At 70.4% G+C, this 15,857-nt stretch carries 12 protein-coding genes; 6 read left to right on the top strand and 6 right to left on the bottom strand.

The window, feature by feature from the left end; translation table 11 throughout:
* Positions 1-2: 2 nt before the first annotated feature.
* The 3 genes from ACWPN5_RS04945 to epsC form a co-directional block, all read right to left on the bottom strand.
* The gene (locus ACWPN5_RS04945) at positions 3-1,115 is read right to left on the bottom strand and encodes a cysteine desulfurase family protein (protein WP_492294567.1); all 1,113 of its coding nucleotides are present in this window, start codon (positions 1,113-1,115) and stop codon (positions 3-5) included.
* A gap of 39 nt (positions 1,116-1,154) precedes the next feature.
* A complete protein-coding gene (locus ACWPN5_RS04940) occupies positions 1,155-1,637 on the bottom strand; it encodes an Rrf2 family transcriptional regulator (RefSeq protein ID WP_014239836.1) in 483 nt (160 codons plus the stop codon).
* 77 nt (positions 1,638-1,714) lie between these two features.
* Positions 1,715-2,488 (bottom strand): serine O-acetyltransferase EpsC, encoded by a 774-nt coding sequence (gene epsC / locus ACWPN5_RS04935; protein ID WP_247883374.1) that lies wholly within the window; start codon positions 2,486-2,488, stop codon positions 1,715-1,717.
* 265 nt (positions 2,489-2,753) lie between these two features.
* Here epsC and ACWPN5_RS04930 point away from each other — a divergent pair, with 265 nt between their 5' ends.
* The 3 genes from ACWPN5_RS04930 to ACWPN5_RS04920 are packed head-to-tail and all read left to right on the top strand — an operon-like array spanning position 2,754 to position 4,942.
* A complete protein-coding gene (locus ACWPN5_RS04930) occupies positions 2,754-3,416 on the top strand; it encodes an alpha/beta hydrolase (protein WP_014239834.1) in 663 nt (220 codons plus the stop codon).
* A 29-nt stretch (positions 3,417-3,445) separates the two neighbouring features.
* A complete protein-coding gene (locus tag ACWPN5_RS04925) occupies positions 3,446-3,589 on the top strand; it encodes a hypothetical protein (protein ID WP_186466172.1) in 144 nt (47 codons plus the stop codon).
* Between the two features lie 9 nt (positions 3,590-3,598).
* Positions 3,599-4,942 (top strand): glycoside hydrolase family 3 N-terminal domain-containing protein, encoded by a 1,344-nt coding sequence (locus ACWPN5_RS04920; protein WP_492294564.1) that lies wholly within the window; start codon positions 3,599-3,601, stop codon positions 4,940-4,942.
* Between the two features lie 4 nt (positions 4,943-4,946).
* Here ACWPN5_RS04920 and ACWPN5_RS04915 read toward each other — a convergent pair whose 3' ends face one another.
* Positions 4,947-6,011: an anhydro-N-acetylmuramic acid kinase gene (locus ACWPN5_RS04915; protein ID WP_492294562.1), complete on the bottom strand. Its 1,065-nt coding sequence runs from the start codon at positions 6,009-6,011 to the stop codon at positions 4,947-4,949.
* A 121-nt stretch (positions 6,012-6,132) separates the two neighbouring features.
* Between ACWPN5_RS04915 and tyrS the strand changes: the two genes are divergently transcribed.
* Positions 6,133-7,386: a tyrosine--tRNA ligase gene (gene tyrS / locus ACWPN5_RS04910; RefSeq protein WP_492294560.1), complete on the top strand. Its 1,254-nt coding sequence runs from the start codon at positions 6,133-6,135 to the stop codon at positions 7,384-7,386.
* A 164-nt stretch (positions 7,387-7,550) separates the two neighbouring features.
* On the opposite strand, the gene ACWPN5_RS04905 is transcribed toward tyrS, so the two are convergent.
* Complete coding sequence (locus ACWPN5_RS04905; protein ID WP_492294558.1) at positions 7,551-11,183, bottom strand: YhdP family protein; 3,633 nt, start codon at positions 11,181-11,183, stop codon at positions 7,551-7,553.
* 102 nt (positions 11,184-11,285) lie between these two features.
* Between ACWPN5_RS04905 and ACWPN5_RS04900 the strand changes: the two genes are divergently transcribed.
* Together ACWPN5_RS04900 and bcp are read left to right on the top strand one after the other, a co-directional pair.
* A complete protein-coding gene (locus ACWPN5_RS04900) occupies positions 11,286-14,303 on the top strand; it encodes a bifunctional [glutamine synthetase] adenylyltransferase/[glutamine synthetase]-adenylyl-L-tyrosine phosphorylase (RefSeq protein ID WP_492294556.1) in 3,018 nt (1,005 codons plus the stop codon).
* Positions 14,300-14,782, top strand: coding sequence for a thioredoxin-dependent thiol peroxidase (gene bcp / locus ACWPN5_RS04895; protein ID WP_492294554.1), 483 nt, complete (start codon positions 14,300-14,302; stop codon positions 14,780-14,782). The genes ACWPN5_RS04900 and bcp overlap by 4 nt, the downstream gene beginning before the upstream one ends.
* A 40-nt stretch (positions 14,783-14,822) precedes the next feature.
* Here bcp and ACWPN5_RS04890 read toward each other — a convergent pair whose 3' ends face one another.
* Complete coding sequence (locus tag ACWPN5_RS04890) at positions 14,823-15,818, bottom strand: glycosyltransferase family 61 protein (RefSeq protein WP_492294552.1); 996 nt, start codon at positions 15,816-15,818, stop codon at positions 14,823-14,825.
* Positions 15,819-15,857 lie beyond the last annotated feature (39 nt).

Here is a 15,857-nt window from a genome sequence, read left to right as displayed (position 1 = left end):
GATTACGCCGCAGGGGCACGCGCCAGCCTTGCCGCCATCGCGGCGTAGGCCGCGGCGAAACGCTCCACCGCCGCCTCGTCGCTGTCCCAGCCCAGGCTGATCCGGATGGCGCAGGCGGCGTTCCCGGCGTCCTCGCCCATGGCGGCCAGGACGTGGGACGGCTTTACCTTGCCGCTGGAGCAGGCCGACCCGGCGCTGACCGCCACCCCGGCGAGGTCCAGCGCCATCACCTGCGTCTCCCCCGCCACGCCGGGCAGCAGCAGGTTGCTGGTGTTGCCGACCCGCGCCGCGCCGGCCCCCATCACCCGCGCGGCCGGAACGGCGGCGAGCGCCGACGCCTCCAGCGCGTCGCGCAGGGCGGTCAGGCGGGCGCTGTCGGGAAGCTCCTCCCGCGCGAGGCGCGCGGCGGCGCCGAAGCCGGCGATGCCGACGACGTTCTCGGTCCCGGCGCGGCGGCGCTTCTCCTGCCCGCCGCCGCGGATCAGCGCCTCCGGCTCCAGCCCGTCGGCGAGGATCAGGGCGCCCACCCCGGCGGGGCCGCCGATCTTGTGGGCCGACAGGGTCAGCAAATCGGCGCCGAGCGCCGCGAGGTCGAGCGGCAGGCGTCCGGCGGCCTGGACAGCGTCGCAGTGGAGCAGCGCGCCGCGCGCATGGGCAGTCCGCGCCGCCTCGGCCAGCGGCTGGATCACGCCGGTCTCGTTGTTGGCGAGCATCAGGGAAACGAGCATGGGACCGTCTGCGTCGGCGAGCAGGCGGTCGAGCGCGGCGAGGTCGGCGACGCCGTCGCGGTCCACCGGGACGCGGGCGGCGCCGGGCACCGCCTCCAGCACCGAATCATGCTCAATGGCGGAGGGGAGCACCGCCCGGCCGGGAAAGCCGCGCAGCGCCAGATTGTTGGCTTCCGTGCCGCTGCCGGTGAAGAAGACCTGGGCCGGCCGCACCCCGGCCAGGGCGGCGACCTGGGCGCGCGCCTCTTCCACCGCGCGGCGGACCGTGCGGCCGAAGCCGTGCACCGACGACGGGTTGCCGGCGAGATCCATGGCCTGGATCATCGCCGCCTTCACCACCGGCTTCAGAGGCGCCGAGGCGTTGTGGTCGAGATAGACGCGGGTCATCGGATCGAGGCGCCGGAGGATTCTCCCTTACTCCGCCCCTTACTCCGCCGCGACCGCCGCGCCCTCGTCCGCCGGCTGCGGGCCGCGGATGGTCAGGCTGCTGGTGCCGATGATCCGCCGCTCCACCACGTCGGCCACGGTGACCGAGCTGAGATACATGTGGATCTGGTTGCCCAGTTCCTCCCACAGGTCGTGGGTCAGGCAGCGCGAGCGGTTGGTGCGGCAACCCTGCGGCGTGCCGTTGGCGCAACGGGTCGTGCGGATCGGCTCGTCCACCGCCAGGATGATGTCGGACACCCGGGTCGCGTCCGCCGGATGGGCCAGCAGGTAGCCGCCGCCGGGTCCGCGCACGCTCTTGACCAGACCGCCCTTGCGCAGCTTGGCAAACAGCTGCTCCAGATAGGAGAGCGAAATCTCCTGCCGGTCGGCGATGTCGGCAAGGGCGACGGGGCTCCCCTGGCTGGTGGCAGCAAGATCGACCATGGCCATGACGGCATAGCGTCCCTTGGTGCTGAGTCTCATTTTACCCTCCTTACCCTTCCTTCACCCCAGCCCGACCGTTCAGCGGATCGGCGCCAAGCCTCGTGTTTGTGTTTGGTTCAACAGGACGCCGCCGGACCGCCGTCGGCGGACACCGGCTCGCGCACCCCATTGTCGGGTCGGACAATCCCGTTGGGACCGCCCGATGTTTCGTATACGGATGAACTATGCGCGTCGCCGCGCTCCGATTCCAGTTCCTCGACGCGCCGGCGCAGGGTCGACACCTGATCGAGCAGGCCGTTCAGCGCGCGCGCCACCGGATCGGGGATGTCGCCGCAGGGCGTGCCGTAGGGCATGAACTTCTGCGTCTCGACACGGTCGCGCGTCACCACCGCCTTGGCCGGGATGCCGACCACCGCGATTCCCGGCGCCACATCCGCCACCACGACGGCGTTGGCGCCGACGCGGGCGCCGCGCCCGATGGTGATGGCGCCCAGCACCTTGGCCCCGGCGCCGACGATCACGCCGCTTTCCAACGTCGGGTGGCGCTTGCCCTGGTTCAGCGAGGTGCCGCCCAGCGTCACCCCATGATAGAGCATCACGTCGTCGCCGATCTCGGCGGTCTCGCCGATGACGACGCCCATGCCGTGGTCGATGAAGAAGCGGCGCCCGATGGTGGCTCCGGGATGGATCTCGATGCCGGTCAGGGCGCGGGCGATCTGCGAGACGGCGCGCGCCATCAGGTGCCAGCGGCGATCCCAGCAATAGCGCGCGACGCGGTGCAGAACGATGGCGTGGAAGCCCGGATAGCACAGCGCGACCTCGGCCCGTGACCGCGCGGCCGGGTCGCGGGCCATGATACCGTCGATCTCTTCGCGAAGATGCTTGAACACCGGAACACCCGCCGTGGTATAGTCCGCCCTCTTGCCGGAAGAGGTGATCTTTCGCAAGAGCCCTCGACCCGTGCCTCGCCGGTCGCGCGGGTTGCCCTGGAAGGACGCATCGACGCATATATGATGACCAAGCAAAACGGTCAAGAATTGTGTGCGAAAAATCCATGCTTGTCCATGGGCAACCACGTCCGCTTGCCGTGGCGTCCGCCCGCCGCTCCGCCGGTGGTCCGGATCACCTTATATTCGCGTCAGGATCGCCGTTCCCATGCCTGAAGTGATGATCAACGGTCCGGCCGGACGTTTGGAAGGGCGCTACACACACGGCACGATCCCCAACGCGCCGATGGCCTTGCTGCTGCATCCGCACCCGCATCACAACGGGACCATGAACAACAAGGTGGTCTTCACCCTGTTCCAGTCCTTCACGAAGCGCGGCTACTCGGCCCTGCGCTTCAATTTCCGCGGGGTCGGCCGCAGCCAGGGCACCTACGACAAGGGCGAGGGCGAGCTGGCCGACGCGGCGGCGGCGCTGGACTGGCTGCAGACCCACAACCCCAACGCCCCGGTCTGCTGGATCGCCGGCGTGTCCTTCGGGGCGTGGATCGGCATGCAGCTTCTGATGCGCCGTCCGGAGATCGACGGCTTCGTGTCCGTCTCGCCGCCGGCCAACCTCTTCGACTTCTCCTTCCTGGCGCCCTGCCCGTCCTCCGGCCTGATCATCCACGGCGACAAGGACGAGCTGGTTCCGGGAGCGGCGGTGAACAAGCTGGTGACCAAGCTGTCGCACCAGAAGGACATCCGGATCGACCACCGCGTGGTGCCGGGCGCCAACCATTTCTTCGCCAACCGCAGCGACGATCTGGCGGTGCAGGTGGATGACTATCTGGACCGCGCGATGGGCAACCCCGTCGCCGCCGTGGCGGAATGAGCGTTGAAACGACGAGCGGAGCGACCGTTGTGAAGACCCTTCGGCTCACCGTCCTCGCCGGCCTCGCGGCACTGCTGCTGTCCGGTTGCAGCGACGCCCAGCTCGCCAGCACCTTCGGCAACTGGTGCAAGCACGCCGACAATTGCACCGACAACAGCCGCCCGCGTCCCTGACACGACGCCATGAGCCGCATAGACACCGTGGCGCGGTCCACCATAAGGATGGCGGTGCCGACGGCGTTATGGCTCAGCGGCGCGCTGGCGCTCTGCGCTGCCCTGGCGATCCGGACTCCTTACCTGTTCTCCATCCGCTGCTGGGCTCTGGCGACCGTGCTGTGCGCGGGAGCGCTCGGCGTGGCGCTGGCCTCCTGGTGGCTGCGGAAAAACCGCCGTCCGCTGGGCTGGCTCCTGATTGCACTCTGCGCGGCGGGTCCTGTGGTTGCGTTGACGATGGAAGGCCGTTTCCTGCTGCAGAAACAGCGGGTACTGGCCAACCGCGAAGCCATGGCCCGCGATATCGGTCGTCATCTGATGATCGGCTACGGCACCTTGGCCGATGTCGAGCCGCTGGCGGCCAACGGTCTGATCGGCGGGATTTTCGTCACCCGCTCCAACATCGCCACCCGTTCGGCGGAGGGGTTGCGCGCCGACATCGCACGCTTGCAGACGCTGCGCCGTGAGGCGGGACTGCCTCCGCTGGCCATCGCCGCCGACCAAGAGGGCGGGATCGTCTCCCGCCTTTCGCCGCCGCTGACCGCATTGCCGCCCATCGGAACGCTGGCGGATCACCCCGCTGACCAGCGCCGGGCCGCGGCGCTGGCCTATGGCGCCATCCATGGCGAGGAGTTGGCCGCTTTGGGCGTCACCGTCAACTTCGCCCCCGTGGTTGACCTGCGAACAGACAACCCGACCCATTCGCTTGATTTCGGCAGCCAGATCGCCCGCCGCGCGATTTCCGACAACCCGGCCACCGTTACGGAGGTCGCACTGGCCTATGGCGAGGCGCTGCGGCAGGCTGGCGTCACCCCGACATTGAAGCATTTCCCCGGCCTGGGTGGGGTGGTCGAGGACACCCACATCATCGGCGCCACCCTGCATACCCCCACCGACGCGCTGGAGCGGAGGGATTGGCGCCCCTTCAGGAAAATTCTCGGACGGCTCGACGCTTGGCTGATGGTCGGGCATGCCACCCTTGCCACAGTGGACCCGCTGGCGCCCGCCTCGCTGTCCCGGCGTGTGGTCGGGGGTCTGCTGCGGGCAGACTGGGGGTATCAGGGAATCATTGTCACCGACGACATGACCATGGGCGCGGTCTTCAACGGCGGGCTGTGCCGGGGAGCCGTCGCGGCGCTGAACGCCGGGGTGGACATCCTTCTGGTGTCCTACGACTGGGAGCAGACGTTCCCAGCCCTGGACTGCCTGATCGACGCCGGACGCGACGGGCGGCTGGACAGCGCAGCGCTGGCGCAAAGCCGCCGTCGCCTGGACGCCATTCGACTGGGTGCCATGAAGGCCGCGCTCCCCTGAGGCGTTACAGCGGGTGGAAGCGCCCGCCGGTCATCGGACGGGGCGCGCCGGTGGTGGACGGCAGGCTGAGCGGCAGGCCCTTGCGGCTGCGCACCGCCAGATAGGCGAAGGCCTCGGCCTCCAGCGCGTCGCCGTTCCAGCCGACCGCCTCCACCGGATCGACCGGCACGCCCAGCCGGTCGGCCAGCATGCCCATCAGCGTCGCGTTGTGCCGCCCGCCGCCGCAGACCAGCCAGCGCAGCGGCGCGGCCGGCAGGAGCGGGACGATGCGGGCAACCGACGCGGCGGTGAAGGCGGTCAGGGTCGCCGCCCCGTCCTTCACCGACAACCCGCGCACGGGCGCCGGATCGAAGGCGTCGCGGTCGAGCGACTTCGGCGCCGGAAGATCGAAATAGGGATGGGCGAGCAGAGCCGCCAAGGCGCCCTCGTCCACCAGCCCCCCCGCCGCCAGCGCCCCGCCGGAATCGTAGCGGGCGCCCTGGCCGGACAGCACCCAGTCGTCCACCAGCGCGTTGCCCGGCCCGGTGTCGCAGGCGATCACGTCGTCCGTCCCATCGCCGATCCAGGTGACGTTGGCGACGCCGCCGATGTTCAGCACGGCCAGCGGGCGCGGCAGGGCGTCGGCCAGCGCGCGGTGGAACAGCGGCACCAGAGGGGCGCCCTGCCCGCCCGCCGCCACGTCCGCCGTGCGGAAGTCGTCGACCACGGCGATGCCGGTCGCCTGCGCCAGCCGCGCGCCGTCGCCGATCTGCCAGGTCCGGCGCTGCGCCGGGTCGTGGAAGATCGTGTGGCCGTGGAAGCCGATCAGGTCCACCGCGGCGGCCTCCGTCCCGGCCTCCACCAGCAGGCGGCGCACCGCGTCGGCGTGGGCGTCGGTCAGGGCGCGCTCCACAGCGTCCACCGGCCCCTTGCCACCGAGGCAGGAGCGCAGCTCGGCGCGGAAGCCGTCCTCGTATTGAATGGTCACGAAGGCCAGCGGCTCCACCCGGCGCTCGCCGTCGGTGCGGACCAGCGCCGCGTCGATCCCGTCCATGGAGGTGCCGCTCATCAGCCCGACGACCATCTGCATGTCCTGCCTCATTCCATCGGGCCCCAATCCCACAGCGAATCAGCCCCGAGAATTGTGGGGCCGCGCGTTCCATGCTAACAGACGCGACCCTGGACCCTACCACGACAGCCGGATCGCGGCCATGACGACGCTGACATCGGATTTCCTCCGCACGCTGCAGGAACGCGGCTTCATCCACCAGTGCACCGACCTCGCCGGGCTCGACGAGCGCGCGGCGAAGGGGCCGATCATCGCCTACATCGGCTTCGACTGCACGGCGGACAGCCTGCATGTGGGCAGCCTGCTGCCGATCATGATGCTGCGCTGGCTGCAGAAGACCGGCCACAAGCCGATCGTCCTGATGGGCGGCGGCACGACCAAGATCGGCGACCCCTCCGGCAAGGACGAGGCGCGCCAGCTCCTCACCGACGAGATCATCAACGCCAACATGGCGGGCATCAAGCGCATCTTCGGGCGCTACCTGTCCTTTGGCGACGGCGCCACGGACGCGGTGATGGTCAACAACGCCGACTGGCTGGACGAGCTGAAATACATCCCGCTGCTGCGCGACATCGGGCGGCACTTCACGATCAACCGCATGATGACCTTCGAATCGGTCAAGCTGCGGCTGGACCGTGAGCAGCCGCTGACCTTCCTGGAATTCAACTACATGATTCTCCAGGCCTATGATTTCGTGGAGCTGTTCCGGCGCGAGAAGTGCACGCTCCAGATGGGCGGGTCGGACCAGTGGGGCAACATCATCAACGGCGTCGAGCTGGGCCGCCGCACCGACGGGGCGGAGCTGTTCGGCCTGACCACCCCGCTGCTGACCACCTCGTCGGGCGCCAAGATGGGCAAGACGGCGGCGGGCGCGGTGTGGCTGACCGCCGACAAGCTCAGCGCCTATGATTTCTGGCAGTACTGGCGCAACACCGAGGACGCCGACGTCGGCCGCTTCCTGCGCCTCTACACCGAGCTGCCACTGGACGAAGTGGCCCGGCTGGAGTCCCTGGAGGGCGCCGGCATCAACGAGGCCAAGAAGATCCTCGCCCACGAGGTGACCAAGCTCGCCCACGGCGAGGCGGCCGCCCTGGAGGCCGCCGAGACCGCCCGCCGCACCTTCGAGCAGGGCGCCGCGGCCGAGGGGTTGCCGAGCATCGACGTGCCCCGCGCCGAGCTTGAGGCCGGGGTCGCGCTGGTGGACCTGCTGGTGTCCGCCGGGCTGGCCGCGTCGAAGGGCGAGGCCCGCCGCCTCATCAAGGGCGCCGGCGCGAAGATGAACGACGCCGCCATCCCCGACGAGGCCGCCAAGGCCACCGCCGCCGACCTGAACGCCGACGGCGTCATCAAGCTGAGCGCCGGCAAGAAGCGCCACGCGCTGGTCAAGGCGGTGTGAGGCAACGCTGAATCTCCCTGATGTCCCCTCTCCCCTCCGGGGAGAGGGTTAGGGTGAGGGGGTTGTGCTTTTGCCGGACGTATCGCCACGCGCAACCCCCTCACCGGCCCTTCGGGCCACCCTCTCCCCGGAGGGGAGAGGGTTAGATTGCCCCCGTCCGTTCCCTACTTCACGAAGGTCCCCGGCGAGGGCGCTTCCTTGCCGTCGCCGCCTTCGCCCAGGAAGAACAGGTTGCGCAGGAAGCCCGGCGCCAGCATGGCGAGCGGGTTCACCGTCACGTCCGGGTCGCCCAGCGGGCCGCGGACGTGCCAGGTGGCGCTGAAGATGCCCTGCCCCTCGCCGCCGCTCAGCGCGTCGCCGAGCAACGGAATCTGGCCGATCAGCCGGTTCAGCCCGTAGATGGGCACGATCGTGCCGCGAAGGTTGGCGGTGTCCGTCTCGATGTCCACCTCCCCCGAGAGGGTCAGGCCGAGCGCGGAGCCGGAGGTGCGCAGGTCCTTCACGGTCAGCAGGCGCCCCTCCTTGCGATAGTCGCTGACCGCCCGCCCGAAGCGGATGCCCTTGCCGCCGCCCATCAGCTCGGCGAAGCCGGACGGGGAAATGGAGTTCAGGATGCGCGCCAGCACCGGCGGGTCGACCAGCGCGTAGTCGGTCAGCTCCAACCGCCCTTCGATGGCGGCGTCGGCCCGCGGCTCAACCGTGCGGCCGGTGATCGCCAAGGCGCCGCCCTGCACCCGGTCGTTGATGTCGAGCGCGCGGAAGGTCGCGCCGGCGTCGCTGGCCGAGATGGCGACGTCGTAGAAGCCCTGGGCGCCCGGCAGATAGCGCAGGGACACCGTCCCGTCGCGCCCCGCCTTCGCCGTCACGTCGAGCGCCGTCCAGGACAGGCTGTCGCGCTTGATCCGCCCGGCCACGTCGGACAGATGGCGGCCATCCCCGAAGACGACGCGGTTCAGCTTCAGGTCGAAGTCGAGCGGCAGCGGCTTCTCGTCGGGCGGTCCCGGCTTCTTGCCGCCGGGCGGGTCGGCCTTGCCGGCCAGGACGCGGGCGTCGAGGCTCTGGCCGGTGATGGTCCCGGAATAGCCGCTCTTGCCGCCGTCATGCACCGTCACGTCGGCCTTCAGGTCGGTCTGGCCCACCGACATCTGCCCGACCGCCACCTTGGTGACCGCCATGGTCTGCGGCGCGAGATCGACGACCGCCTGGGCGCGCAAGCCCCCGGCATCGACCGACAGGCCGGTGATGCGGGTCACCCGGTCCTTCTGGAATTCCAGCGCCAGCTTGCCGGTGCCGGGGACGCCGGGCCGCTTCTCCCAGCCCAGTTCGTCGATGCGCAGGTGGGTCTTCTCCAGGTTCAGCCCGGCGGTCAGGCCGAAGCGACGGCGCTGGTCCACGGTGAACAGCACGTCCGCCCCCAGCGGCCCCGCGACATGCTCGCCGAGGTCGATGCCGTGGCTGCGCAGGTCCTGGGCGTCCACGTCGCCCTTCACGGCGATGCGGGTGCGCGGCCCCTTGGCGGTGGAGGTGAACTGCTCCTTCCAGTCGATGGTGACGGGGATGCCGTCCAGCCTGGTGTTGCCCTTCACCGTCATGGCGTTCATGTCGAGCGCCAGCGTCAGGTCGCCCTCGGTCGCGGTCAACCCGGCGGCCACCTTCTCCACCCCGACGCCGCGCAGCTTCGCCGCGACGTCCAGGTTCAACTGCTCCACCTTCAGATCGACCAGCAGCGGGAACTGGAAATGGAGCTGCGCGTCGGCCTGCCCTTGCGTGCGCTTGGGGTCGAGGTCGAGGCGGCTGGGATAGCCCAGCGGCGGGCTGTCCAGAACGGTCAGGATGGTGCGCACCGGCCCGCGGACCGGGACGCGGATGTCCATGGTCTCCTTGCCGGTGTCCAGGCCGCCGATGACGATCGTGCCCTCGCCGAGCTGAACGTCGTCGATCCGCCCGCCCTTGGTGTGGATGGTGAAGGTCTTGCCGTCGGTGGTCACCTCCGCCCCCACGCCGGAGACCTTGGGCAGCGGGCGGAAATGATCCACCGTCATGTCCTCGGCCTTGATGCCGGCCTGGAAATGCGTCATGTCGATCGCCGCGAGGTCGGACAGCGGCCCGCTGGCCCGGACGGTCGCCGTCGCCTCCGGCACGACGCCGTGCGACAGGTTCTCGGTCACCCACTCCCGCGGGTTCTTCCCCACCCCCAGCGGCCACAACCGGGGCAGCTCGTCGGCCGGCACCCGGCGGGCCGTCACGGCGGCCTCCACCGACAGGCGGGCGTCCGGCGTGCCGGGCGGGTCGATGGTGGCCCGCGCGGTCCCCTCGATGGTCGGGCCGCCGAGATCGACCGCCAGCCGCTCCACCTCAAGCTGGCCGGAAGCGCGGTCCCCGGCCACCGTCAGGGCCGCGGAGGCGACGGGCAGCGGTTCCGGGAACAGGTCCGGCCGAACGACGCGCCCGGCACCGGCCGTCAGCTCCGCCCGACCGCTGCGCGGCTGCCCGTCGGGGTCCAGCTCCAGGCTGGCCGTGCCGGACAGGGGAAGCTGCGCCGCGGCGAGCGGCGCCAGCGCCGGGGCGAGGCCGGCCAGCGTGGCGGGCACCAGCCCGCCGAGCGTTGCGGCGACCGACGCGCCCTTGTCGGGAACCTGCGTGCCGTCGAGGGCGAGCGAAGCCCGCTCGCCACCCGCCGTCAGGTCGAGCCGCAGGCTGCCGCTGCGCTGCCCGCCCTGCTCCCGCAGGTCGCCCCGCCCGGCCATCGCCATCCCGTCGAACGCGAGGTCCAGCCGCTCCAGCTCCGCCCGCCGGCCCGGCACGTCCAGCCCGCCGCGCAGCCGCACACGCTCGACATGGTAGGGGTCGGGCCGCAGCGCGGGCAGGCTGACCTCCCCCGCGCCGCCCTGCAGGTCGAAGCTGAAGCGCACCGGCTCGAACCGCGAATCCAGGGTGGCGTCGATGCGCCCGCCAAGAGGAACGGTCACCGCCGACAGCGGCGCCAGCAGCGGGCCGATCTTGGCCAGCGCCGCCGGTTGCAGCCCGTCGAATCGGGTGGACAGCGCGGTCTCGGCGTCGGCCATGCGATGGACACCCGACGCTTCCACCGCCGCCATCCGCCCGTCGAGGTCGAGCAGAAGCTGCGCCCCGCCGACGATTTCCGTCCCGTCGCGGGTCAGCACGATGTCGGCGCGGTTGGCGTGCCAGGACAGGCCCAGCATCCGGTTCGTCACCGTCAGATCAGCGCCGACGATGGTCAGCCGCCGCAGCAGGCCCAGCGGGCGGGCGATGTCCGGCGGCTGCATCAGGGTGGCGACGATCTCCCCCGCGAAGTCGGGACCGCCGTCCGGCTCCTCCCTCTCCGGCGCGCCGGGGGACGGGAGCGAGCGCACGTCGAAGTCCAGGCTGCCGTCGGCCCGGCGCACCACCTGGAGGCGCGGCCGCACGAGGTCGAGCCGGGTCGGCGACAGCTTGCCCTGGAACAGTGCGCGCACGGAGAAGCCGACGCCCAGCTCCGGCACCGCCGCAAGCTCGTCCCCCTCGGCGTTGACCGCGTGCACGTCGATGGCCCGCAGGTCGAGGCGGGTCAGCCCGTCGCTCTCCTCCTCGTCCACCCAGGACAGGACAAGCTGGCCGACATCGACGCGGTAGCGGCCCTGCGGGTCGCTCAGCGCCCGCTCCACATAGGGAGTCAGCGGGTCCAGCGCGATCGGCCCCTGGGCCAGCCGCCAGGCGAACAGCCCGCCGGCCGCGCCGACGACGACGACCGCGCCCGCGGTGGTCCAGGCGAGAATCTTCGCGGTGCGCCGGATCACGGTCGGGGTCCCGGCGACGAGGCCCGCGCGTTGTCACAGTTGACCGGACCCGCGCGACCGCGCACCTTCCTGCTCAGTTCTTGTGCAGGGATAGCCGCGACCATGACCACCACGCTGCCGAAACCCTTCGACACCGCCCTCGCCGAACGCGGCCTGGAGCGCTGGCGCGCCGAGGCGGCGAACGCCGCAGACAATGACGGCAACAACGACGGCGACAGCACCGGCGACGCCTTGCGCGCCTGGGCCGAGGCGTACGCCGATTCGGCCGAGGGCCGGGCGCTGATCGATGCGGTGTGCGGCAACAGCCCGTATCTCGGCCAGATCCTGACGCGCGAGCTGCCCTTCGTCCGCGAGACGGTGACGCAGGGGTACGACGCCACCTTCGCGACGCTGCTGCGCCGGCTGGAGGCGGACTGCGCGGAGGAGCGCAACATCGACCGGCTGATGACCGCCCTGCGCATCGCCAAGCGGCGGGCGGCACTGCTGATCGCCATGGCGGACATCACCGGCGCGTGGGAGCTGGAGGCCGTCACCGGCGCGCTGTCCGACATCGCCGAGACGTCGGTTCGGATGGCGGCAAACCACCTGCTGCGCCGCGCCGCGGAGGCGGGCACGCTGACGCTGCCGGAACCGCAGCGGCCATGGGTCGGGTCGGGCCTGATCGTGCTTGGCATGGGCAAACTTGGTGCGCGCGAGCTCAACTATTCCAGCGATATCGACCTGATCGTCCTGTACGACGACGCCGTCGTTCAAACGCCCCAGCCGGACAACCTCGCCCGCACGTTCATTCGTATCGCGCGCGATCTTGTCCGCATTATGGATGAACGGACCAAGGACGGCTACGTCTTCCGTACAGATCTGCGGCTGCGCCCCGATCCCGGGGCCACGCCGCTGGCGGTGTCCGTCTCGGCGGCCGAAATTTACTACGGCAGCGTCGGGCAGAACTGGGAACGCGCGGCCATGATCAAGGCCCGCCCGATCGCCGGCGATCCGGAAGCGGGGGCGCATTTCCTGCGTTTCCTCGAACCGTTCGTGTGGCGGCGCCACCTCGACTTCGCGGCCATCCAGGACATCCATTCCATCAAGCGTCAGATCAACGCCCACAAGGGCCATCGTGAAGTGACGGTGAACGGCCACGACATCAAGGTCGGCCGTGGCGGAATCCGCGAGATCGAGTTCTTCGCCCAGACCCAGCAGCTGATCTTCGGCGGGCGCGACATCCGCGTGCGCATCGCCCCCACCCTGCTGGCCAACAAGGCGCTGTGCGCGGTCGGCCGCGTGCCGGAGGCGGCGGTGGAGGAGCTGGAGGAGGCCTACCGCTTCCTGCGCCGGGTCGAGCACCGCATCCAGATGACCGACGACCGCCAGACCCACCAGATCCCGGCGGACGACGAGGGGGTGGCGCATCTTGCGACCTTCCTCGGCTACGGGCAGGTCGAGGATTTCCGCGCCGACCTGCTGGCACAGCTCGGCCGGGTGGAGGACCGCTACGCCGAGCTGTTCGAGGAGGCGCCGTCGCTGTCCGGCCCCGGCAACCTCGTCTTCACCGGAACCGACGACGACCCCGGCACGGTGAAGACGCTGGCCGGCATGGGCTACCGCGACCCCAGCCGGGTCATCGCCGTGGTCTCCACCTGGCACCGCGGGCGCTACCGCTCCACCCGCTCGGGCCGCGCGCGGGAGCTGCTGACCGAGCTGGTGCCGGCCATGCTGAACGAGCTGGCCAAGACCCCCGCCCCGGACGACGCGCTGGTCAAGTTCGACAGCTTCCTGGAGCGGCTGCCGGCGGGGGTCGGGCTGTTCTCGCTGTTCATCGCCAATCCCTGGCTGCTCGCCCTGGTCGCGGAGATCATGGGCACGGCGCCGCAGCTGGCCGAGACGCTGTCGCGCAACCCGTCCCTGCTCGACGCCGTGCTGTCGCCCGACTTCTTCGACCCGCTGCCCGACGCGGCGGGGCTGACGCCGGAGTACCAGCGCTTCATCGCCGGGGCGCACAACTTCGAGGACGTGCTGACCCTGTCGCGGCGCTGGACCAACGACCAGCGCTTCCGCGCCGGGACGCACATCCTGCGCGGCATCACCGACGGCGACCGCTGCGGCCCCTTCCTCGCCGATCTGGCCGACGTGGTGGTGCCGGAGCTGGCCTCCCGCGTGGAGGAGGAGTTCGCCGCCCGCCACGGCCGCATCCCCGGCGGCGCCTGGGTGGTGGTGGCGATGGGCAAGCTGGGCAGCCGTCAGCTCACCATCACCTCCGACATCGACCTGATTGTCGTCTACGAGGTGCCGCCGGGCACCCGCCAGTCGGACGGGGCCAAGCCGCTGGCCCCCAACGAGTACTACATCAAGCTGACGCAGCGCCTGACCAACGCCATCACCGCCCCGATGGCCGACGGGCGGCTGTACGAGGTGGACATGCGGCTGCGCCCGTCGGGCAACGCCGGGCCGCTCGCCACCGCGCTGGACGCCTTCACTGCCTATCAGGCCAAGGACGCCTGGACGTGGGAGCACATGGCCCTGACCCGCGCCCGCGTCATCGGCGGCGATCCGGCGCTGGGCGGCAAGGTCGAGTCGGCGATCCGCGGCGTGCTGACCGGCCCGCGCGACCCGGTCAAGGTGCTGCGGGACGTCGCCGACATGCGCCGCCGCATCGACAAGGAGTTCGGCACCACCAACCCGTGGAACGTCAAATACGCCCGCGGCGGCCTGATCGACATCGAGTTCACCGCCCAGTATCTCCAGCTCCGCCACGGGCACGCGCATCCGGAGATCCTGTCCATCGCCACCAGCCGCGCCCTGCTCAACGCCGCCGCGGCCGGGCTGCTGGCGCCGGAGGTGGCGGAGGAGCTGGCGGCGACGCTGAAGCTGTGGCGCCGGGTGCAGGGCTTCCTGCGCCTGACCACCGACGGCGTGCTCGATCCCCGGCAGGTGTCGCCCACCCTGCGGGAAGGGCTATCCCGCGCCGCCTTCCCGGACGAGGAGCCGGCGGTTGACTTCGCCGCGCTCGACAGCAGAATCCGGGACATCGCCGCCCGCGCCCACCGCCATTTCGTGGCGCTGGTCGAGGAACCGGCGTCAAGGCTGCCTCCCCCAGAGACCAACGAAGAAGCCAAACTCCCATGAGCGATACCCAGACGCCCGTCATCGAGGCCGGCACCCCGGCCCCGGACTTCACCATGCCGACCGACGGTGGCGGCAGCGTCACGCTGTCCGCCCTGCGGGGCAAGCCGGTGATCCTGTACTTCTACCCGAAGGACGACACCTCCGGCTGCACGTCGGAGGCTTGCGGCTTCCGCGACCAGCTTCCGGACTTCAGCGGGCTCGACGCCGTCATCATCGGCGTGTCCAAGGACAGCGTGGCCAGCCACGACAAGTTCAAGGCGAAGTACGAGCTGCCCTTCACGCTGGCCTCCGACAAGGAGACCGGCGTCGCCGAGGCCTACGGCGTCTGGGTCGAGAAGAGCATGTACGGCCGCAAGTACATGGGGCTGGAACGCGCGACCTTCCTGATCGACAAGGACGGCATCGTCCGCAACGTCTGGCGCAAGGTGAAGGTCACCGGCCATGTCGCCGCGGTGCTGAAGGCGCTTCAGGCGCTGTAGTCGTTTCGCGATGCGGTGGGGGACGCCATCCCTCGCCGCTTCAGCCGACGCCGACCCCGGCAAGGCATTCGCGCAACGCGTCGAGCGGAACGACGTAGTCCCGTTCGATGATGTCATGATGGCTTTCAGGCCGTTCGATGCAGGCCAGATCGAGATAGCGCATCCCCCGCTGGGCGGCGAGATTTCCAAAGAAGGGCTGGAGAACGCGGCCGCGAAGCTCGATCAGGGTGGCGCCCGCCGGAGCGAACAGGATGTTGGTCAAGGCCGCGCCGTGGCAGCCGACGATCAGCTCCGCACCACTGAACAGGGCGATCTGTTCCTCGAACTTGAGGCTTCCCGGATCGACGGCCAGAAAGCCCAGCGGCTCCAGCGCGTCGGCCACCTCGTCCTGGTTCACGGCAAAGCGCTTGGTGGTGTTCCTCCGCAGGACGAACAACCGCTTCGCCCCGCTCGGCGCCGGCAGGACGTCGCGGGCGTGGTTCAGCACCACGTTCCAGATCGCCACCGCCTGCGACCGCAACGGCAGCGGCACGAGGCAATCGGAATAACCGCTCCAATCGCTGCGGCTGACATGCAGATCCAGCCGGTCGAGCTTCAGCCCGGCCATGAAGAGGCGCAGCGAGGCCGCCTGCCACGGGTTGGGCGGGCCGTCCATGATGACCCGCCGCTCCGCGCCGTCCGGGGCGATCGCGCCAAAGACCAGACGCGGCAGGTAGTCCAGGCACCAGTGGAAATAATTGTCGTTGCCGCCCATCGCCAGATACTTGCCGGGCGGCTCGGGCTCGGTGAGCGCCTTCAGGAAGACCGGCGAGGGGGGCTGCCCCACCATCCCATAGGCAATCTCCTGGAACATGCCGAAATGCGGCCGGAAGCAGCGCAGATCCGGCGTCACCGGGAACATCAGGTGGTTGTTCAGAACACAGCGGTCGAAGACGGCCGCGACCGGGTTGCCGTCGCCGCCCCGCAGGAGGTGGCCGAGATGCGGGTTGGCCGCCAGATGCTCGACCAGATCAACGCTCTGTATCGTGCCGTCCATGCAACCCCCCATGCCGGTTTCGGTGCCAGCGTCCCGGAC

The sequence above is a fragment of the Azospirillum sp. UENF 211521 genome, assembly GCF_058780535.1.
This window is presented reverse-complemented; position numbering and strand designations above follow the sequence as displayed.